Source organism: Actinocatenispora comari (assembly GCF_017312725.1).
Classification (GTDB): domain Bacteria; phylum Actinomycetota; class Actinomycetes; order Mycobacteriales; family Micromonosporaceae; genus Actinocatenispora; species Actinocatenispora comari.
Genome location: NZ_BOPO01000146.1, coordinates 18,432 through 39,214, shown reverse-complemented (window position 1 = coordinate 39,214; position 20,783 = coordinate 18,432). Strand labels below are relative to the sequence as shown.

The following is a 20,783-nucleotide window of genomic DNA, read 5'->3' as shown; positions in this document are numbered from 1 at the left end:
CCACCCGGTCGAGCCGCCGCTCAGCGTAACAACGGCACGCCAGAGCCCGGATCGACCGTACGCCGGGTGGGCGCGCGGTCGATCCGGGCTCTGGCCACTGCGGCTCACCCGTGCGGGTGGAGCCGGCGCTGGTAGGTCAGCCGTGCAGGCGGAGCCGGTGCACGCCGCCGTCCGCGGTACCGGCGAACAGCCACCGGCCGTCCGGGCTGCCGGCGAGGCTGGTCACCGCGGTGCTGCGCAGCCCGCCGGACACGTTGTGCCAGGTGCGCCCGTTGTCGGTACTGCGCAGTACGCCCCGACCGCCCTGCGGCAGCCCGTTCGTCGCGTACGAGGTGGTCGCCGCGTACAGGGTGTGCCCGGCGCCGGGCGGCGCGTACAGGTCGCTGACCCGCATCGGCAGCCCGCCGGTGTCGGCGGTGGCGAAGTGCTTCCCGCCGTCGGTGCTGACCCGGATCGACGAGCCGCCGACCACGATGCGCGAGCCGGTCACCAGGATCGACCCGACGCTGCCGCCGGCCACCTTGACCGCGGTGACGCCGCCGTCGTCGGAGCGGTACAGCCCGTCCGCGGCGCCGAGCCAGAGCCGGTCGGCGTCGCGCGGGTCACCGGCGATCGCGGTGTACGCCCGCGGGTGGTACAGGTTCTTCCAGGTGTGGCCGCCGTCGGCGGTGACCCGCAGCCCGTACCCGTGGGCGTAGCTCTTCATCGACACCACCACCCGGTCCGGGTCGGCCGGGCTGGCCAGCACCGCGTACGCGACGCCGTTGGTGCGGTCCGCGCGGATCCAGGTACGCCCGCCGTCGGTGCTGGTCTGCAGCTCGTAGCTGTCCACCGCCGGGTAGCCGAGCGACTTCCAGGCCAGCCCGGGCCGCTTCGGCGACACCCCGTAATGCGGCGCCGAGTAGTTGTAGCCCTCCTGCGCCGGACCCCACTCCGCGGTACCGGCGTCGATCCGCCCGGTCGGCAGCGGCGTGCTGTAGGTGTCCGCACCGGGTGCACCCGCGAGCAGGTGCGGCGCACCGTCGCCGTCGCCGGCCACCGCCAGGTCGGACACCTCGGCGCCGGGTACGCCGATCCGGCGGTAGCTGGCGCCGTGGTCGGAGGTGGTGTAGAGGCCACCGTTCTCCTGCGACACCAGCAGCGCGTCGTCGCCCGGCCAGGCGTCGGCGTCGGTGTCGACCGGGCCGCGGTTCGGCCGCGGCATGGTCGTCCAGCTCGCCCCGTGGTCGGCGCCGAGGTAGTCGACCTCGCCCAGCGCTGCCAACCAGATCGTGCCGTCGACCAGTGACAGCCCGCTCGGGTACGAGCTGGGCAGGGCGAACTTCTTCGTCCAGCTGGCGCCGCCGTCGGTCGAGCTGTAGACCACGCCGTCGTCGTCGGCGTAGACCACGGCCGTGCCGTCCGCGACCAGGCCGGAGACGAACGTGCGCGAACTCTCGTCGTACACCTCGCGGACCACCGTGGCCGGCGCCGGCTGGGCCGCGTCGAACCCGGCCACCTTGACGATCCGGCGCAGCGTCCCCACGTACAGGTCGTGCCCCGACACCGCCGCCCACTGCGGCGCGTCGCCCCAGGCCACCGGCTCGGTGCGCCAGCTGTCACCGTGGTCGTGGCTGATCAGTACGCCGGTGTCGGTGACCGCGGCGAGGGTGCCGCCGTCGGCGTCGGCGACCAGCGAGTGCACCTCGGTGTCCGGGAAGTCCAGCGTGGTCCAGGTCCTACCCCGGTCATCGGTGCGCAGGATCTTGCCCTGGTAGGTCGGGTCGAACACGGTGCGCAGCGTCTGCCCGCTCGCCCCGTTGACGGCGAGGTAGAGCCGGCTCGACCGGCGCGGGTCGACGACCACCTGGCCGTCACCGCCGGCGGCCACCGGCAGCCGGCCGGCCCGGGTCCAGGTCGCGCCGCGGTCGGTGGTGATCCACGGCGCCGGGCTGGTCCACTCCAGCAGCACGCCCATCCGCTCGTTCGCCGGCGTGGTCGTCAGGTGCCAGGCGGTCGAGTTGGGGCCGACCGGCTGCCACTTCGCCGCCTGGTTGCGCGCGGTGACCTCCAGCGCGCCGGCACCGGCGAGGCGCTGGCCGCCGGTCGCCCAGCCGGTCACCCCGACCTGGTACGCACCCGCCCTGGTCAGGTGCACGTCGGCGCGGTACCACTCGTCGTGGTCGCGCCGCGCGGTCACCGTCACCGGCCTGCCGTGCCGGCCGGCCACCCGTACCTGCGGGGCGCCGTTCAGCGGCGTCGGGCTGTAGACGAACACGGTGCTGGTGCCGTCGCTCGGGTCCGGTGCGGCGCGCACCACCAGCGGTCGCTCCGCCAGCAGGTACGGCACCCGCAGCGCCGGGCCGCCCGCCGGGGCGGCGGTGACCCAGCCGGACACGTTCGTGTCGGCGGACAGGTCGCGCTTCGCCGACACCGTGACGGTGACCGTCGCGGTACCGCCGGCCGGCACGCTGACGCGCTCCGGCGAGACGGTGGCGGTACCCGGAGTGCCGTCCGCCGCGGCCGACCGCAGGGTCGTGGTCGCCGCGGTGCTGCCGTCGTTGTGCAGGGTCAGCGTCGCGCTGCCGCGCACGGTGTCGCCGGACAGGTCGGCCAGCCCCATCGACAGGCTGCTCGGCTGCGCGGTCACGTTCGCCGCGGCCGCGCGGGCCACGTCGAGCCGGCCGGCGCCCTGCACCGTCGGGTCCACGTCGGCCAGCCCGTGCGCGGTACCGACCAGGGCGGCGGCGATCGCCGCGGCCGACCGGTCCGGGTGCGCCTGGCGCAGCAGCGCGGCGGCGCCCGCCACGTGCGGCGCGGCCATGCTGGTGCCCGACATCCGGTACTCGCCCGGGCCGTACAGCGAGGTCGGCACGGTGGAGCGGATCTCGACGCCGGGGGCGACCAGGTCCGGCTTGAGGCCGAACGCGGCGGTCGGGCCGCGGGAGGAGAACGACGCCATCGTGTCGGTGACGTCGGTACCGCTGATCGTGATGCGCAGCGAGTCGGTGCCGCCGATCCGGCCGAGCTCGGCGTACTGCGAGTCGTCCATGCCGAGCACGACCAGCTTGTCCATCCGCAGGCTGTCGCCGGAGTCCAGGCCGTGCGCCGGCAGGTCCACCGTGGCGGATCGCGGGGCCAGCTGCGGACCGGAGCTGCCCTGCTCGTACCCGATGACCGCGAGCGCGCCGCGCTTCTCGTCCGCGCGGGCCGCCGCGATGTCGGCGGAGCTGATGTGGTCGGCGCTGGGCGGTACCCGCCAGCTGCGCAGCACGATCTTGCCGCGCACGTCGCCGACCCGCTCGTAGTCCGCGTCGGTACCGGCGCCGACGTCGACCACCGGCGCGGTGACCGGCTCGGCCGGCGGGTTCGCCGACAGCGGGCTGCGCTGCACCTGCAACGGCTCGTGCTTCGGCGCGGTCAGCGTCGCCGCCGGCAACCGCACGCCGGAGGTGGACGCGCCGACCGCGAGCACGCCCGGCGCGTCACCCGGCGAGCTCAGCGTGCCGGCACCCGGTCCGTCGTTGCCGGCCGCCGCGACCACCACGACACCGGCGGCCACCGCCGCGGATGCCGCCCGGCCCAACGGATCCGTACCGTCGCCGGGGGCGCCGAGGCTGAGGTTGACGACGTCCGCGCGGTGCTCGTTCGCCGGGTCGACCGCCGCCTCGATGCCGGCGATGATGTCGGAGGTCCAGCCGCTCCCCCCGTCGTCCAGCACCTTGTACGCGGTGAGCGTCGCGTCCGGCGCGACCCCGGTGACGCCGCCCGGCTTCGCCGCGCTGCCGGCGACGATGCCGGCCACGTGGGTACCGTGCCCGTTGTCGTCGGCCGGGTCGGCGTCGTCGTTGGCGAAGTCGTAGCCGGCGACCACCTTGTGCCCGGGCCCGAACCCGCCGCCCAGGTCGGGGTGGGTGTAGTCGACGCCGGTGTCCACGATCGCCACCGTCACGCCGGTACCGCGCTCCGGCCGGCCCTGCGCGTCGTGCTGCTGCCACACCTGCGGCGCGCCGACCAGCGGCACGCTGGTGTCGGTACTGGCGTGCGCGCGCACGTCCGGCAGCACCGCAATGACGCCCGGCAGCGTGCGCAACGTGGCCACCTCGGACGCCGGTACCCGCAGCGCGATCGCGTTGTCCAGCAGGGTCAGCGACCGCTGGTCGTGCACCGCCACGCCGGCCTTCCGCGCCCGGGACAGGAACGCCCGGTGGTCGGCGGCGAGCTTGCCGCGGGCCGAGTCCACCTTGGCCCGGCCGGCCGCGGCGAACGCCCGGGTCGGTGCGGCGGCGATCGCCGGCTTGCCGGACAGTTCCACGATCACCCGCTGGTCCGGGCCGGACGGGGCGGCCGGCGCGGCGCCACCGCCGGGGCCCAGCAGCCCCGCGGTGGTGACCAGCGCGGCCGCCGCCGCGGCGGCCAGCCGGAATCGATGGCGTCTCATCGTCGTCACTCCTCGCGGCCGGCATGAGGGGGATGCACCGGCCGCCTAGATTCCAGCCGCCCGGGCCGCCGGCCACAACGCGTACGAGTGGCCCATTGCGGTCGGTGGCACCGATGGGCCACGATCCTGCGATGACGGTCACCTCCCTCGGCGCCGCCGGCATCGGCGAACTCGACGAGTCGGTCTACCGGTACGTGCTGGCGCACGGCGACGTGACGCCGGCCGCGGTGGCGGTGGCACTCGACATCGGCACCGAGCGGGCCGCCCGGTCCCTGGACCGCCTGCGTACCGACGGGTTGCTGCACCGGCTCGGCGGCCGGCGCCGGCGGTACGGGCCGAGCGAACCGCGGGTCGCGGTGGAGGCACTGCTGCGCGCCCGGACCGCCGAACTGGACGCGACCCGGGCCGCGGTCGACGAGCTGGTCGACCTGTTCCACAATGGACAGTCACCGGGCCCGGACACCGACGCGATCCAGGTGTTGCACGGAGCGGAGGCGCTCGGCCACTGGTTCGTCCGGCTGCAGCAGGAGGCCCGCGACGAGGTGCTGTCGCTGGACCGCCCGCCGTACGCGCTGACGTTCACCAACCCGATCGAGCCGGTCACGCTCGGCCAGGGGGTGCGCTACCGGGTGGTGTACGCGCCGGAGGCCCTCGACCAGCCCGGCGGGCTGGACGAGATCCGCCGCCAGGTCGCCGGCGGCGAGCAGGCCCGGGTGATGCCCGGGCTGCTGCTGAAGATGACCGTCGCCGACCGGCGCCGCGCGCTGCTGCCGCTGAGCCTGGACTTCACCGAGGTCCGTGCCGTCGTGGTGCACCGCTCCACCCTGCTCGACGGCCTCGTCGACCTGTTCGAGTCGTACTGGCGCCGCGCCGTACCGCTGTCGCACGTGCTCGCCGACCGCGCGGCCGTCGAGCGCGCGGCACCGCTCGCCGACGGTACCGGTCCGGGCACCCAGCGCGCCGAACCCGCTCCGCTCGGCTCCGACGACGGCATCGATCACGACGACCGGGAGCTGCTCGCGATGCTGGTCAGCGGGCTGAAGGACGAGGCGGTGGCGCGCCAGCTGGGCTGGTCACTGCGCACCATGCGGCGCCGGGTGCAGCGGCTGCACCAGCGGCTCGGCGCCACCAACCGGTTCCAGGCCGGCGTCCAGGCCGCCCGCCGCGGCTGGATCTGACGCCCCGCCGCACGGGTGCGGGCACGCGCCGGACGCCGCGGCGACGGGTGCGGGCACGCGCCGGACGCCGCGGCGCGGACCGGCCGATCGCCCGGCCGGCGGCACCGAACCCGGCCGGCGTGAGACGGTGGATGCATGATCGCACTCACCGAGATCGAGGCGGCGGCGAACCGGATCGCACCGTACGTGCTGCGCACCCCGACGGTGGCCTCCCCGGGCCTGTCGGCGCTGCTCGGCGTGCCGGTCACGGCGAAGCTGGAGGTGTTGCAGCGCACCGGATCGTTCAAGGTCCGCGGCGCGACGAACACCCTGCTCCAGCTCGGCGACGCGGACCGGGGCGCCGGTGTCGTCGCGGTCAGCGGCGGCAACCACGGCATCGCCGTCGCCGTGATGGCCGGCGAGCTCGGCGTCAAGGCGACGATCGTGATGCCGCGCTCGGCCTCCGAACACGCCCGCCAGGCCGCCGCCGCGGCCGGCGCCACGGTACGGATCACCGACGACATGGCCGGCGCGTTCGCGCTCACCGCGGCGCTGCGCGAGGACGGCCTCGTCGCCGTGCACCCGTTCGACGATCCGGCGGTACTCGCCGGGCAGGGCACCGTCGGCCTGGAGCTGGCCGCCGACGCCGGCGAGCTGACCGACGTACTGGTCAGCATCGGTGGCGGCGGCCTCATCGCCGGCATCGCCGCGGCGCTGCGCGCCCGGCGCCCCGGGGTCCGGGTCTGGGGCGTGGAAACCGAAGGGGCGCAGGCGATGTCCGCCGCGCTCGCGGCCGGCGGCCCGGTCGACGTCGAGCTGTCGTCGATCGTGACCACGCTGAGCGCGCCGCGCGTCTCGCAGCTGACCTACGACCACGTCGCCGAGCTGGTCACCGACGTGGTCGTGGTCTCCGACGCGGACGCGGTGCGCGGCACCCTGGACATCGCCGACCACGCCAAGGTGTGGACCGAGCCCGCCGCCGGCTGCCTGCTGCCCGCCGCCCGGCGCGTCCTCGACCGGGTCGGCCCACAGGCCCGGCTCGGACTGGTGCTGTGCGGCGGCAACGCCACCACCGCCTCGCTCGGGGTGGGCCGCTGACCCCGAGCCGGCAGCGGTCAGAAGCGGGCCGGTTCGGTGTAGGCGCCCCAGGTGTCGCGCAGCGCGGAGCAGATCTCGCCGAGCGTCGCCTCGGCCCGGCAGGCGGTCAGCATCGCCGGGATCATGTTGCCGTCGCCGCCGGCGACCGCGACCAGCTCGGCCAGCGCCGCCCGTACCGCGGGCTCGTCCCGGCCGTCGCGGCGGCGGGCCAAGAGCGCCTTCTGCTCCACCTCGACCTCGTGCGACACCCGCAGGATGTCCAGCTCCCTGCTGACGGTGTTGAGGTGGCTGTTGACGCCGACGATGCGCTTGTCGCCCTTCTCCAGCGCCTGCTGGTAGGCGAACGCGGACTCGGCGATCTCGCCGGTGAACCAGCCGTCCTCGATGCCGCGCAGGATGCCGGAGGTCATCGGACCGATGGCGTGCTCGACGTCGTCGCCGCCGCCCATGGTGAGGATCCGGGCGAAGATCTGCTCGGCCTGCTGCTCGATCCGGTCGGTCAGCGCCTCCACGTACCACGAGCCGCCGAGCGGGTCTGCCACGTTGGTGACGCCGGTCTCCTCCATCAGCACCGCCTGGGTGCGCAGCGCGATCTCGGCGGCCTGCTCGGTGGGCAGCGCGAGCGTCTCGTCCAGCGCGTTGGTGTGCAGCGAGTTCGTCCCGCCGAGCACCGCCGCGAGCGCCTCCACCGCGGTGCGCACCACGTTGTTGTACGGCTGCTGCGCGGTCAGCGAGACCCCGGCGGTCTGCGTGTGGAACCGCAGCCACTGCGCCTTCTCGCTGGTCGCGCCGTACCGGTCGCGCAGCCACCGGGCCCAGATGCGCCGCGCGGCCCGGAACTTCGCGATCTCCTCGAAGAAGTCGACGTGCGAGTCGAAGAAGAACGACAGTCCCGGCGCGAACGTGTTCACGTCCATCCCCCGGGACAGCCCCAGTTCGACGTAGCCGAACCCGTCGGCGAGGGTGAACGCCAGCTCCTGCGCGGCGGTCGACCCGGCCTCCCGGATGTGGTAGCCGGACACAGACAGCGGCTTGTACCGCGGGATCTCGGCGTTGCAGTACTCCATCAGGTCGCCGATCAGGCGCAGGTGCGGCTCGGGCGCGAACAGCCACTCCTTCTGCGCGATGTACTCCTTGAAGATGTCGGTCTGCAACGTGCCGTCCAGGGTGGCCAGGTCGGCGCCCTGCCGCTCGGCGGCCACCAGGTACATGCAGAACACCGGCACCGCCGGCCCGGAGATCGTCATCGAGGTGGTGACGTCGGCCAGCGGGATGCCGTCGAACAGCACGTCCATGTCGGCGGCCGAGTCGATCGCCACCCCGCAGTGACCGACCTCGCCGAGCGAGCGCTCGTCGTCGGAGTCGCGGCCCATCAGCGTCGGCATGTCGAACGCCACGCTGAGCCCGCCGCCGCCGGCGCCGAGCAGCATCTTGTACCGCTGGTTGGTCTGCTGGGCGTTGCCGAACCCGGAGAACTGCCGGATCGTCCAGGTGCGCCCGCGGTAGCCGGTGGAGTACAGCCCCCGGGTGTACGGGAACTCGCCCGGCCAGCCGATCCGCTCGAAGCCGGGCACGTCGGCGCCGGCCGGCGGGCCGTACACCGGATCGACGTCGTCGCCGGACAGCGTGCTGAAGTCGGCGTCGCGCCTGCGCGCCGCGTCGTACCGCCGCTGCCAGCGCTCGCGGCCCGCCTCGATGTCGGCCGAATCCATCAGCACTCCTCGTGTCCTTAACGATCCTTCAGTCACACGATACTAGGACGCCCAACTATCCGCCCGCCGCCCAGTCCGGTCGGCAAAGGACGCGATCGCGTCGAGGAGGGGAACCTTCGATCAACCGCGCGATCCCGTGACCAACCGGGCAGCGCAGGGCGCGGCGGGACGCGCCGGGGTCGGGTGATCGCCGGGCGGGGAGACGGCGTCAGTTGTCCGGGAAGCGGACGAAGACCAGGGCGTCACCGCGCGCCAGCGGCGCCGTCGCGGCCGGCAGCGGTACCGGCTCGTCCGAGCCGGCGCGCACCACCGCGAGCACCAGGTCGGGCAGCTCGGCCGCGCGGCGGCCCACCTCGTCCGGCGCCACCGGGCGCTGTTTGAGGTCCAGGCCGTGCCCGTAGGAGAACAGGTCCTGCGCGATCGTCGCCACCGACGGCTTGCACGCCGACAGCCCGACCAGCCGGCCGGCCGTCTCGGACGAGGTGACCACGGTGCGGGCGCCGCTCTGCCGCAGCAGCGGCACGTTCTCCTGCTCGCGGACCGAGGCGAACACGTCGATGGTCGGACTGACCTGCCGGACGGTCAGCGTGATCATCGCCGCGCTGTTGTCGTCGTGCACCGTCACCAGCACCGATGCCGCCGACTTCAGCTCGGCCTGGTGCAGCGTCTCGGTACGCTCCGCGTCCGCCTGCACCACCGCGAGGCCCATCGCCTCGGCCGCCGTCACCGCCTCCTGCCGCGGATCGACCACCACGATGCGCCGCGGGCTGGTGCCGTCGGCGAGCAGCGCCCGCGCCGCGGCCCGGCCCTTGGTACCGAACCCGCAGATGATGGTGTGTCCGCGCACCGACGACCTCCAACGCGAGACCCGCAGCTGCTCGCGCCCCCGCTCGGTCAGCACCGCGAGGGTGGTGCTGACCAGGATGACGAGGAACAGGACCCGCAGCGGGGTGATGAGCAGGATGGTGAGCAGCCGGGCCCCCGGCGTGAACGGCACGATGTCGCCGTAGCCGGTGGTGGTCAGGCTGACCGTGGCGTAGTACAGCGCGTCCAGGAAGCTCAGCGGGCCGCCGGCCGAGTCGTGGTAGCCGCCGCGGTCCAGGTAGACCACCACCGCCGACAGGAACAGCAGCGCGAACGCGAGCAGCACCCGCAGCCCCACCTCGACCAGTGGCGGTCGTTCCCGGCGGGGTAGCCGTACCAACGGGCGACGCCACACGCACCAGACAGTACGGTGCGCCGACCACGACACCGAGCCGCCCCACCGGGCGGGTCGCGGGTGCGTGCCATGCTGCCGGTATGTCGACATCGCCGGTGGAACCGCTGCTGGACCAGTTCGTCACCGCACTGCGCGAGGCGGTCGGGCCGGTCGCGGTGTGGGCGCACGGCTCGCTCGCGCTCGGCGACCACCAGCCCGGCCGCTCCGACCTCGACCTGCTCGCCGTTGTCGACAGCGCACCCGACCGCGACCGGGTCGGCGCGCTGCACCGGCGGCTGGACCCGGAGCCGTACGCGGACAAGCTGCACTGCTCCTACCTGCGCCGCGACCAGCTCACCGACCCCGGACAGCGCCACCTGACCTGGGCGCACCGGCACCTGCTGGAGCGGCCCGTGACGCCGGTGACCCGGCGCGAGCTGGCGGTCGGCGGCCGCACCCTGTACGGCCCGGCCCCGGCCGAGCTGATCCCGGACGTGACCGACGCGGCGCTGGCCGAGTTCGTCCGGGCCGACCTGGCCGGGTTCTGGCGGCCGGCGACCCGGCATCCGACCTGGTGGCTGCGCGACGTGTGGGTCGACCTCGGCCCGCTCACCGTGGCCCGGGCGCGCGTCACGCTGGAGGAGGGGCGGCTGATCAGCAAGGGCGAGGCGCTCCGGCTGCTGGCCGCGACCGGTGCGCCCGCGCAACTGTGCGACGACATCCGCCGCCGGCGGTACGAGAACGCCGCGCGGCTGGGCCCGCTGGCCCGGCTGCGCCGCGCCCAGCTCGCCCGCCACCTGGTCCGGGACCGCATCGACGCGCTGCTCGCCGGCTGACCCGCGGCCTACTCGGCGGGGTCGGGGTGCTGCGTCCCGGCCGGACGGCCGGGGTGGTCGGCGACGAAGTCGCCGGCGGCGAGCCGTACCCGGCGCAGCGCGGCGAACACCGCGTCGCGCTCGGTCTCGGCCAGCGCGTCCAGCCCGAAGCCGGCCGCCATCAGCTCGTCGGTGGCCTCGGCGGCGACCCGGCGGCCGGTGGCGGTGATCGCGGCGAGCACGCCGCGGCCGTCGGTCGGGTTGCGCCGGCGGGTCACCAGGCCCTGCCCGACCAACCGGTCGACGATGTTCGTCGCGCTGGTCGGATGCACCATCAGCCGCTCGCCGATCACCCGCATCGGCAGCTCACCGTGCCGGGCGAAGGACAGCAGCACGAGCGCCTCGTACCGGGCGAAGGTCAGCTCGTAGCGCTTCAGCAGGGCGTCGAACGAGGCGAGCAGCAGCTGCTGCACCCGCATGATCGAGGTGGCCACCATCATCGGGCCGCTCGGACCGAACTCGGTCTGCCACCGCGCGCCGGCCCGTTCGATCGGGTCGAACGGCAGGTTCAGCTCTTTGCCCACCGGCCCACCGTAGCCAGCGGCGGTCACCGGTCGGCGAGGCGCTCCTCGACCCGCTGCACCTTCGTCTCGATCGCGTTGCTGACGCCGTCCCGGATGTCCGCCTTGAGCACCAGCGAGACCCGCGGCGAGCGGGCCCGGACCGCCTCGGTCGCGCGCCGGACCACGTCCATCACCTCGTCCCACGACTCGCCCTCGATCGTGGTGAACATCGAGTCGGTGCGGTTGGGCAGGCCGGACTCGCGCACGATCCGCACCGCCTCCGCCACGTACTCGGCGACCGAGCCGTCCACCCCGCTCGGCGCCACCGAGAACGCCACCAGTACCGACATGGCCCGCCCCTCAGTCCTCGACGTGGATGTCGTCGATGATCACGTTGCACTCGCCGACGTCGGTGGCCATCATCGTCTCCACCGCGGCGATCACGTTCTCCCGGACCTGCTCGGCGACCTGCATCGCCGGATGGCCGAACTGGACGACCAGCGTCAGCGTGATGCGCAGCTGCTGCTCGGTCAGCTCGACGTGCACGCCGCGGCGCGAGCTGCCCTCACCGATCGCGAGCGACTCCCGCACCGTCGAGATCGCCCGGGCCACGTCGCCACCCAGGTCGTACACCCCGTCGACCTGCTCGGCGGCGAACGCCGCGATCTTCTCCACCACGTCACCGGCCACCGCGGTGGTACCGCGCAGTCGCGCCGGCCGATCCCCCACGGCCTCGGCGCCCGCCGCGGGCACCGGCGCCGGCTCCGCCGTCGCGTGCGAGCGGCCCGGTCGCGGTGCCGGTACCGGCGCGACGGCGGCCGGTGGCGGACCGTCGGCCGGGATCCGCGGAATGATCGTGGTCGAGTCGTTGTCCGACAGCGCCGGCAGGTCGGCGACCGCGGTCGCGGCCGATCCGTTCATTCGTCGGTCCGGATCGTCCGCGGCGTGCGCCGGCTTCCCCCCGCGCGGTCCCGCCGCATGCGATCCCGCGTTACGCCCAGCTTCGGTCTCGGTCATGCCCTCTCCGTCTGATCTCTGCCCGCCCCCGTCGGCACGGTGATACGCGAACGCGAGGGTACCGGCCCCGGCATGTCGACCCAACCGGCCGTGCCGAGTGTCGTCCGGCCGTCGGGTGACACGCCCGACACCCGGCGCCGGGTCGGCACGATCGGTGGCGCCGCGCACCGGCACCGGTCCCCGCCCACGTCAGTGTCCAACGACCGGCGCGGTCCTCGGCCACCGGTAGAGATCACCGAATTGTCGCCGGCGGGTCAGTCACCGCCCCGGACCAGCTCGCCCCTGCCGTCCCGCAGGTGCAGTTCGGCGTCGCAGGCCGCGGCGGCGTCCGGGTCGTGGGTGGCGAACACGACGGTGGCGCCGTGCCACGCCTGCTCGCGCAGCAGCTCGACCACCCGCTGCCGGTTCTGCGCGTCCAGTTCGCTCGTCACCTCGTCGGCGAGCAGCACCCGGGCGTTCGCGGCCAGGCCGCGCGCGATCGCGACCCGCTGCTGCTGACCGCCGGACAGCTCCTCGACCAGCTGGTCGGCCTGGCCGCCGAGCCCGACCGCCGCCAGCATCCGCTCGGTGCGGGCCACCGCCTCGTCCGCCGGCACCCCGGTGGCGAGCAGCGGTACCAGCACGTTCTCCTGCGCGGTGAGGATCGCGGCGAGGCCGTTGTCCTGCGGGATCAGTGCGACGCCGGCGGCGACGGTCTGGTCCCGGTCGCGTACCTGCTGCTCGTCCAGCCGGACCGCGCCGGTGTCCGGGGCGACCAGGCCGGCGATCGTCCACAGCAGCGTGGTCTTGCCGGCGCCCGACGGGCCGGTCACCGCGAGCAGCTGACCGGGCATCGCCCGTACCGACACGTCGGCGAGGACGGGGTGACCGCCGTAGCTGATCGTGATGTCCTCGACGCCGACGACCTGGCCGGCCCGGCTGCCGGCGGATCCGTCCGTACCGGCGTCGCCGTCGGCCACCACGGACGGCCCGCGCGACCGGTCACCGGTCCCCCGGGTGTCACCGGTCCCCCGGGCGTCGCCGGCTTGCGCACCGTTGCCGACGCCCGCAGCGTTGCCGACACCCGCGGCGTCGCCGGTTCGTGGGCCGCCGCCGGTGGCCGCGGCGCCGCCGCCGAACACGGGCGACGCGTCGCCGCCGAAGTCGGCGATCGCCTCGTCCCGGTAGCCGCCGAGCTCGGGGCGGTAGCGCGGACCCGGGTCGAACCGGGCCAGCGGATCCGCGCCGGCCACCGCACCGGACCGCCCGGCGCCGACGTCGCCCCCCGTTTCCGCGACGTCGGCGGGGTGTCCGGTGCGGTGGCCGGCGACCCCGGCGGTGGGGTCGGCATCGGTGCGGTCGGCGGGTTCGCCGGTACGGCCGGTGTCGATGGGTTTCACCGCGGCTCCTCTCGGGATGCGTCCTGCGCCGGGGTCAGCCGGACCGCCGTACCGTCGATCAGCTCCACCCGCAGCAACGTGCCCGGCACGATCTCGTCGAGGACGTCCGGCGGCAGGTGCACCGACCCGTCCCGGCCGACCACCGAGTACTCCTCGCCGCGGCGGCCCTCGGCGCCGACCCGGCCGTCCCGGATGGTGACGGTGCGGCCCATGCTGCCGCCGACGTCCGGGTCGTGCGTGACCACCACGACGGTGCGGCCGGCACGGTTGACCGCCGACAGCACGTCGAGCACCTCGTCCCGGGCGGCGGTGTCGAGCTGGCTGGTCGGCTCGTCGGCGAGCAGCAGCCCGGCGCCGTTGGCCAGCGCGGTGGCGATCGCCAGCCGCTGCCGGGCGCCCGGTGCGAGATCCGGTGGTCGGGTGTGCGCCTGGTCGGCGAGGCCGACCATGTCCAGCAGCTCGCGCGGCCCGGCGAGCCCGGCCCGCCGCGCCTTCGGCACGCCGGACTGGGCGAACCGCACGTTCTCGACCGCCGACACGTACGGCAGCAGGTTGCGCATCGCGCCCTGCAGCATCACGCCCACGTCGGTGGACCGCAGGTACGACAGCTCCGCGGCGCCGGCGCGGGCCAGGTCGTGCTCGCCGACGGTCAGCCGGCCGGCGGCCGGGGTGAGCAGTCCGGCCAGCAGCGACAGCAGCGTCGACTTGCCGGCACCGGACGGCCCGAGCAGCGCCACCGACTCGCCCGGTTCGATGTCCAGGTCCACCCCGGACAGCGCGACGACGTCGTAGCCCTCCAGCCGGTAGATGTAGACCAGCCCGCGGCAGGTCACCCCGATCCCGGCCACCCGGGTCACGCTGGCGGTACTCACGACCGTCCTCCTCTGCCGAGACTCGTGGACGCTGCTGCGTCGGACCGCCCACGAGGCACCCAGGCACGATGCGCTCGCGCCCGCCCGCTCGTGGACGTTGCTCCTCCGTCGCGACGCCCACGAGGCACCAGCGCGCGATGCCCGCGATTCGCTCGCCCACGCTCGCTCATGTCGATCCCTCCCGGAGTCGCTCCGGCCGGCCGCGGCGCACGGCGGCGCCCACCGCCACCGCCGCGGCGAACCCCAGCAGCAGTACCGAGGCGGCGAGCGCACCGCCCGGCCACCACGGCCCGGGCAGCCACAGCGGTGGCGGCCCGCCGTTCGCGCTGACCTGGGGCAGCCGCGGTACCGCCAGCGCCGCGCCGACGCCGCCGGCCAGGGCGCCGACCAGCACCGCGGTACCCAGCAGCAGCGTGTACTCGCGCCAGCCGGCCCGGCGCAGCAGCCGCCGGGACAGGCCGACCACCCGCAGCGCGGCCAGCTCGTACCGCAGCGGCCGGGCGGTCAGGTGCGCGGTGACCAGCACGGCCGCCGCGGCGAGCAGCAGCGCCACGAACGCGGCGACCAGGTACAGCCGCAGCGCGAGCGCCGGGCCCTGCCGGGCCAGCCGGGCCTGGTGCGCGGCGAGCGTGTCGGTGCCGGTGATGCTCAGCCCGGCGGCGGTCAGCCGGGATCGCAGGCTCGCCGGCGCACCGGCGGCCGCCCACACCTGGTAGACCATCGGGGTGTCGAGCGACGAGCCGTCCGGCGCGGAGCGGTCCGCGTAGGTCAGGTCGACCAGCAGGCCGTTGCGGATCGCCGGCACGGTCTGCGCCCGGGCCACCACCCGGTACGGCTGGTCCAGCCCGTACAGCCCGGGTCCGGTGCCGCGGCCCAGGTGCCGGCCGATCCGGCCGGTGCTCACCGCCGGCAGCGGGTTCGGCGCGTCGACCCGCAGCACCCGCAGGTCCTCGCCGCCGGTGGTGTCGAACCGCACGGTGGTGCCACCGGAGCCGACGGAGACCGTACTGACCGGCTGGTCCATGGTCGGGTCCACCCCGCGCCAGCTCCCGGACCGGTTCATCGGGGCGAGTTCGCGGCCGGCGGCGAGAAGCCTCGTGACAGCGAAGTCGCCGCGGATACGCGCCGGTGCGTCCGGCCCGCGGTACAGGTCGAACCCGACCACCCGGCAGCCGCTGCCGCACCCGCTCAGCCGCCCGGTGAGCCGGTACCGGCCGGTGTGCAACCCACCGAGCCGGACGACGTGCTGGCCGCGCCGGTCGTCGGACAGCAGCGCCACCAGGGTGATGTCCTTGCTGATGGCGCGGACGGTCACGTCGACGCCCAGGGTGCCGTCCCGGGCGGTGAGCATCGGCGGCGCCGACGGCCGCAGCAGACCGGCGAGGCGCGCCGGCGAGTCCGCCGCGAACGACGACTGCCAGTAGGCGACGTCCGCGAGCCGGCCGGAGTCGACGGCGAGCACCTCGGTGGTCTTCGCGCCGTTGCCGAACAGCCCGCGCGCCACTGCCATCGCCTGGTGCCCGGACGGGTCGGCCCGGCGGACCGCGTCGCGCAGCCGCTGCGCCGAGGCGACCTGGACCGAGTAGACGGTCGGGGCGCCCAGCTCGGCGCCGGCCCGCTGGGCCTGGTTGCGGCCGGCCACGTCCCACACCACCGAGCCGTAGCACAGCAGCGCGACCGCCACCGTGGTCAGCGCGACGGTACGGGGCACCTGCCCGCGCCGCGCCACCCGCGCCGCCGCGAGCAGCGCACCGATCCGGCCCCGCCGGCGGGCCCGGGCCACGCCGCGCCGCATCGCCAGCGGTACCAGCCGGCCGGCGAGAATGCCGGCCACCACCGCGACCAGCCCGCCGGCGAGCAGGCCCAACCGCCCGCCGGCGCCGGTCAGCAGCTCGTAGCAGGCGGCGACCGCGATCGCGACCAGGGCGCCCTCGGCGATGCCGGCGCGCAGCCGGCCGGACCGCGGCGGCACCCGGCGCAGCAGCTCGATCACCGGCGTCGCGACGGTACGCCGGGCGGCCAGTGCGGCGGCCACGAACGCACCGGCGAACGCGCCGGCCGCGGCGGCGAGCACCGGCCAGCGCAGCTCCGCGTGTGCCCCGGCGGCGAGCCCGACCCGGGCGTAGATCTCGGTACCGGCGAGGCCCAGCAGGATGCCGACCGGCACCGCGGCGACCACCAGAACCCCGACCTCGGCCAGCCCGAAGCCGGTGACGCCACGACTCGGCAGGCCGCGCAGCTTCGCCAGCGCCAGTTCCGGTACCCGCTCGTCGATCGCCGCCCGCACCACGCCGAACAGCACGAACCAGCACAGCAGCACCAGCTGCACCGCGACCAGCAGCGCGGCGGTGACCACCTCGCCGCGTTCGTGCTCCACATCGGACAGCACGCCGGTCAGCGGTGCGTTGGTGCGCAGCCCGGCCGCCTCGATCCGGGTGGTGCCGGCGGCCAGCCGCGCCTTCAACGTCGGTACGTCGTCCAGCCGGACCCGATCGACCAGCAGCCGGAAGTCGACGACGTTCTGGAACTGGGCGACGCCGATCGACCGCACGGTCGCCTCGGTGCCGAAGAACGAGTCGACCCGGCGGACCTCCTCCTGCTGGTCCATGTACACCGCGGCGTCGAAGTAGCCGTGGTCGAACCAGTAGTCGGCCGCGCCGCCCGGCACCCGGTACCGGCCGGCCACCCGCACCGTGGTCTTCCCCGGCGTACCGGCGTCCGCGCTGGTCACACCGCTCGCGGAGACCCGGATGCGCTGCCCCACCCGGTACGACGAGCGGCTGCTCACCAGCACCTCGCCGGTCGCCGCCGGGCAGTGCCCGGAGGTGATGGTCAGGTGCCGGCAGTAGCCCTGCCGGTACACCATCCGGCCGGTGGTGCGGTCGCCGGAGATCCTCGGCAACGCCAGCGAGGTGACCACGCCGCCGATCGGCGGCGCGTAGAAGTGCTGCGCCTGCATGGTCCGCGCGGCGTGCCGGGTCAGGTAGTCGACCGGGATCCGGGCCAGCGCGTCCGACGACGGCGAGGTACCGCTGCCGCCGGCCACGACGGCCGGGGACTGGTCGCCGGCGGTACCGATGGACTCGACGGAGAAGCCGGTCAGCCAGCTCGGCGCGGCGCGCAGCTGGTCGAGCAGGATCGACTGCTCGGCCGCGCGGGCGCAGGCCGGCCCGATCACCGCGGCGGCCACCGCGACCGCCGCGATCAGCCCCACCACCACCGACCGGGCGCCGCGGTACCGCAGCCCGGCGAGTGCCAGCCGCAACGTGTGCATCTAGCGGGCCCCTCCTCGTAGCAGCGCCGGTTCGACGCGCTCCAGCAGCCTGGTGGCCAGTACGGTCACCGCCACCATCGCCGCCGCGGCCGCGAGCACCGCGCCCGGCAGCCAGAACGGGCCGAGCGCGTAGCTGCGGTGCACCCCGGCGTCGGTGGCGGTCACCAGCTTGATCACCGGCAACAGCAGGACCGCGCCCAGCGCCCCGGCCACCAACCCGGCCAGCAGCGGAATGCCCAGTACGGCGCGGAACTCGGTGCGCAGCGCGCGGCGCAGCTGCGCCGCCGGCACCCCGGCGACCGCGAGCGCGGCCGCCTCGTACCGTCGGGCGTTGGCGCCGGCGTAGCAGCTCAGCAGCACCGCGCCCAGCGCCAGCAGCACCGCGGCGACCCCGGCCACCAGGTACAGGTGCAGGGCGAGGCCGGGCGCCTGCCGGGCCAGCCGGTGCTGTTCGTCGGCGAGGGTGGCGGCGCCGGTCACCGGTACCCCGGCGGCGGCCAGCCGGGCCCGCAGGCCGGTGGGCGCGTCCGGGCCGGCCCACACCTGGTAGGTCGGGGTGGTGTCGGCGGTGGCGTCCGGGGTGACCGCGACCAGCCGCTGCAGCCCGGTCAGGTCGGTCAGCAGCGCCCGCCGGCCGGCCCGCGGGATCTCGCGGTCGTGCCCGACGACGGTGAACGGGAGCGGGGTGCCGCCCAGCGCCGGGAACTCGAACCGGGTCGCGTCCGGCTCGTCCGCCGGCGCCGGCCCGGCCAGTACCGCCGGCAGCCGGCGCGGGACGCTCGCGTAACCCAGCAACGCGTCGGCGTCCTGCTCGCCCGCGTACCCGAGCACCAGACCGTCGGAGGTGGACGGTTCCAGGGTGAACCCGGAGTCGGCGCCCATCGCCCGCCACCGGCCGTCCGTGCCGAGGCCGGCGTCGAGGGCGGCGCCGTGGTCGGTCAGCGCGGTGATCGCGAGCCTCGCCCTGACCTGGGTGGCGTCGCCCGGGTAGCGGGCGATGCCGAGGCCGACCAGGTCGCATCCGCGCGCGCACCCGGGCAGCGTCGCGGAGTACGGGTGGGTCCCGGCGCGCAGCGTGCCGAGCTGGACCGTGCGGGCGGCGCCGGCCGCATCGGCGACCTGCGCGGTCAACGTCAGGGCGTGGGCACCGGTCGGCGCGTCGTCGACCCGTACCGTCGCCACGAACGGGCCGCGCACCGCGAGCGGCGCGGCGGTGTGGCTGGGCAGCGCGGCGACCATCGACCGCAGCGACCCGGCGGTACGGCCGGGCCAGGTGGCCGCGGCCGGCAGCCGGCCGGAGTCGACCGCGAGCACCGACACGGTGCCGTCGCCGTAGTGCACGCTGGTCTGCATCGCCGCCATCAGGCCGTGCCCGCCGGGATCGACCCGCCGCACCGCGGTGAGCAGCTGCTGCGCGCTGCCGGCCCGCACCGTGTACACCGCGTCCGCGCCGACCCGGTCGGCGGCCACCACGGAGCGGTTGTGCGCGGCCACGTCCGTCGCCACCACGGCGAAGCCGAGCAGCGCGACGGCTACCGTGACGGCCAGCACCAGCCGCTGCGCGATCGGCCGCCGGGCCAGCTGCGCCCGCGCCAGCAGCCGGTACGGGCGGACCCGCCCGGCCCCGGCCGCCCGCCGGCGACCGGCGAGCACCGCGGTCAGCCGGGCCGCGGCGAGCCCCACCACCAGCGCGATCAGCGGCGGAGCGAGCAGCCCCAGCTGCGAACCCGGATCCGACAGCACCTGGTACAGCGCCGCGGCGGCGAGCGCCGCGATCGCACCCTCCAGCACGTTCGCCCGCCACCGGCCGCGCGCCGGCACCCGGCGCAGCAGCGCCAGCGGCGCCGCCCGTACCGTGTGCCGGGCCGCCACCGTGGCCGCCGCCGCGGCGCCCGGCAGCGCCAACCCGGCCGCGGCGAGGATCGGCAGCGACAGCGCGACGTGCGTGCCCGGCGCGAGCACCAGGGCGGCGAGCAGCTCGGTGCCGCCGAGCCCGGCGAGCAGCCCGACCGGCACCGCCAGCACGATCACCAGCAGCGTCTCGGCCAGCCCGAACCGGGCCGCGCCGGCGCCGCCGAACCCGCGCAGCTTGGCCAGCGCGATCTCCGGACCGCGCTCCTCGGTCACCGCGGCCACCGCGAGGTAGAGCACGAACAGGCACAGCAGCACCAGCGGGACCACCACCACCGGCACCGACGACAGGATCGCGGTACGGTCCCGGCCGGCCGCGCCGATCGCCGCCGGCAGTCCGGTGCTCAGGTGGCTGCCGTCCTGTTCCAGGACCACGCCGGCGTCGATGGTCGCGGTGCGCAGCGGCGCGGCGTCGGACAGCGAGATCCGCTCCGGCAGCACCTCGATGTCGATCTCGGCGGCCTTGTCGCGCAGGCCGGGGAAGGCGGCCGACCTCGGGTTGGTGGACAGCAGCGGTTCGGTGTCCAGCGCGCCGAACAGGCCGCCGCCCCACCAGTAGGTCGCGCCGGCGTCGGGCAGCCGGTACAGCCCGACGATGCGGTGCAGGTACCGGCCCGGCTGCTCGCCCTTCGGGTCGTCGTCGCCCCGCTGGAACCGGACGGTGTCCCCGACCGACAGCCCGTACCGCCGGGCGGTGCTGGCCTCGGCGAGCAGGCCGGTGTCGTGGCTCGACGGGCAGTGCCCGGCGGTGAGCCGCAGCTGGCCGCACAGTCCGGACCGGTACACCAGCGCCGCGTCCGGCAGGCCCGGCTGCGAGGCGAGGCTGACCGTGCCGGACGCGCCCGACCAGCGGCGGCCGGTGACCGCGGCCAGTCGCGGGGTGTCGCGCAGCATCCCGTCCGCGGCGGCGGCCAGCGCGTCCGGCTCGTCGCCGGAGACCGTCAGCCCGATCGACGCCGCCGGCCGCGACCGCAGCTGGTCGGTGAGGGCGGACTGCTCGGCGGCGAGGGTGTAGCCGGGTACCAGCACGACCGCGGTGGTGGCGACCACCGCCAGCACGAACACCACCAGCGACCGGCCCGCGCGGTACCGGATCCCGCGCACAGTCACCCCGACGGCAGCCACCGCACCTCCCCGGCACCGCACGGCCGCGCGGGTCGCGGCCATGCCCTGACTGCTCGACCCGCGAGCGGGCCGGCCGGTTCAGCCCGGCGCGGGGTCCGTGACCCGATCGTTGCCGGTACGCGGTTCCGTGATGTGCCCGTGTCCACCCCGCAACGCACCGGTACGGGCCGGCGACGATCACCGCGCGGCACCCGGCGTGCCGTCGTCGGGTGCCGCCCCGGCGCCTGGCCGCACCGCGTCGG

The 20,783-nt window shown here is 75.5% G+C and carries 13 protein-coding genes; 3 read left to right on the top strand and 10 right to left on the bottom strand.

Annotation, left to right across the window (positions count from 1 at the left end):
• Positions 1-136: 136 nt before the first annotated feature.
• Positions 137-4,420 (bottom strand): S8 family serine peptidase, encoded by a 4,284-nt coding sequence (locus NUM_RS37800; RefSeq protein ID WP_207129028.1) that lies wholly within the window; start codon positions 4,418-4,420, stop codon positions 137-139.
• A gap of 131 nt (positions 4,421-4,551) precedes the next feature.
• On the opposite strand from NUM_RS37800, the gene NUM_RS33935 reads away from it, so the two are divergent.
• Together NUM_RS33935 and NUM_RS33930 are read left to right on the top strand one after the other, a co-directional pair.
• Positions 4,552-5,598, top strand: a complete 1,047-nt coding sequence (locus tag NUM_RS33935) for a helix-turn-helix domain-containing protein (protein ID WP_225919031.1) — start codon at positions 4,552-4,554, stop codon at positions 5,596-5,598.
• 135 nt (positions 5,599-5,733) lie between these two features.
• Positions 5,734-6,675 carry a pyridoxal-phosphate dependent enzyme gene (locus tag NUM_RS33930; RefSeq protein ID WP_207129026.1) on the top strand — a complete coding sequence of 314 codons (942 nt, stop codon included), beginning with the start codon at positions 5,734-5,736 and terminating at the stop codon, positions 6,673-6,675.
• A gap of 17 nt (positions 6,676-6,692) precedes the next feature.
• Here NUM_RS33930 and NUM_RS33925 read toward each other — a convergent pair whose 3' ends face one another.
• The gene (locus NUM_RS33925) at positions 6,693-8,387 is read right to left on the bottom strand and encodes an acyl-CoA mutase large subunit family protein (RefSeq protein ID WP_207129025.1); all 1,695 of its coding nucleotides are present in this window, start codon (positions 8,385-8,387) and stop codon (positions 6,693-6,695) included.
• A gap of 208 nt (positions 8,388-8,595) precedes the next feature.
• Complete coding sequence (locus NUM_RS33920; protein WP_207129024.1) at positions 8,596-9,606, bottom strand: potassium channel family protein; 1,011 nt, start codon at positions 9,604-9,606, stop codon at positions 8,596-8,598.
• A gap of 80 nt (positions 9,607-9,686) precedes the next feature.
• On the opposite strand from NUM_RS33920, the gene NUM_RS33915 reads away from it, so the two are divergent.
• Positions 9,687-10,421: a nucleotidyltransferase domain-containing protein gene (locus tag NUM_RS33915; protein WP_207129023.1), complete on the top strand. Its 735-nt coding sequence runs from the start codon at positions 9,687-9,689 to the stop codon at positions 10,419-10,421.
• An 8-nt stretch (positions 10,422-10,429) separates the two neighbouring features.
• Here the strand turns inward: NUM_RS33915 and NUM_RS33910 are convergent, their stop codons facing one another.
• The 7 genes from NUM_RS33910 to NUM_RS33880 all read right to left on the bottom strand — a co-directional run bounded on the left by NUM_RS33910 (position 10,430) and on the right by NUM_RS33880 (position 20,541).
• Complete coding sequence (locus tag NUM_RS33910) at positions 10,430-10,984, bottom strand: MarR family winged helix-turn-helix transcriptional regulator (protein ID WP_207129022.1); 555 nt, start codon at positions 10,982-10,984, stop codon at positions 10,430-10,432.
• 23 nt (positions 10,985-11,007) lie between these two features.
• Positions 11,008-11,313 (bottom strand): MTH1187 family thiamine-binding protein, encoded by a 306-nt coding sequence (locus tag NUM_RS33905; protein WP_207129021.1) that lies wholly within the window; start codon positions 11,311-11,313, stop codon positions 11,008-11,010.
• 10 nt (positions 11,314-11,323) lie between these two features.
• A complete protein-coding gene (locus tag NUM_RS33900) occupies positions 11,324-11,884 on the bottom strand; it encodes an Asp23/Gls24 family envelope stress response protein (RefSeq protein WP_207129020.1) in 561 nt (186 codons plus the stop codon).
• Between the two features lie 350 nt (positions 11,885-12,234).
• Positions 12,235-13,359 (bottom strand): ATP-binding cassette domain-containing protein, encoded by a 1,125-nt coding sequence (locus tag NUM_RS37870; RefSeq protein WP_308440608.1) that lies wholly within the window; start codon positions 13,357-13,359, stop codon positions 12,235-12,237.
• Positions 13,356-14,231, bottom strand: coding sequence for an ABC transporter ATP-binding protein (locus NUM_RS33890; protein WP_225919030.1), 876 nt, complete (start codon positions 14,229-14,231; stop codon positions 13,356-13,358). The genes NUM_RS37870 and NUM_RS33890 overlap by 4 nt, the downstream gene beginning before the upstream one ends.
• A gap of 166 nt (positions 14,232-14,397) precedes the next feature.
• Positions 14,398-17,505: an FtsX-like permease family protein gene (locus NUM_RS33885; protein WP_207129019.1), complete on the bottom strand. Its 3,108-nt coding sequence runs from the start codon at positions 17,503-17,505 to the stop codon at positions 14,398-14,400.
• Positions 17,506-20,541 (bottom strand): hypothetical protein, encoded by a 3,036-nt coding sequence (locus tag NUM_RS33880; RefSeq protein WP_207129018.1) that lies wholly within the window; start codon positions 20,539-20,541, stop codon positions 17,506-17,508.
• Positions 20,542-20,783: the final 242 nt, after the last annotated feature.

Bases quoted from the DNA above. Each gene is read 5' to 3' on its own strand.
- NUM_RS33900 (WP_207129020.1), bottom strand. From the start codon at position 11,884: ATGAACGGATCGGCCGCGACCGCGGTCGCCGACCTGCCGGCGCTGTCG.
- NUM_RS33915 (WP_207129023.1), top strand. From the start codon at position 9,687: ATGTCGACATCGCCGGTGGAACCGCTGCTGGACCAGTTCGTCACCGCA.
- NUM_RS33935 (WP_225919031.1), top strand. From the start codon at position 4,552: ATGACGGTCACCTCCCTCGGCGCCGCCGGCATCGGCGAACTCGACGAG.
- NUM_RS33925 (WP_207129025.1), bottom strand. From the start codon at position 8,387: ATGGATTCGGCCGACATCGAGGCGGGCCGCGAGCGCTGGCAGCGGCGG.
- NUM_RS33885 (WP_207129019.1), bottom strand. From the start codon at position 17,505: ATGCACACGTTGCGGCTGGCACTCGCCGGGCTGCGGTACCGCGGCGCC.
- NUM_RS33905 (WP_207129021.1), bottom strand. From the start codon at position 11,313: ATGTCGGTACTGGTGGCGTTCTCGGTGGCGCCGAGCGGGGTGGACGGC.
- NUM_RS37800 (WP_207129028.1), bottom strand. From the start codon at position 4,420: ATGAGACGCCATCGATTCCGGCTGGCCGCCGCGGCGGCGGCCGCGCTG.
- NUM_RS33930 (WP_207129026.1), top strand. From the start codon at position 5,734: ATGATCGCACTCACCGAGATCGAGGCGGCGGCGAACCGGATCGCACCG.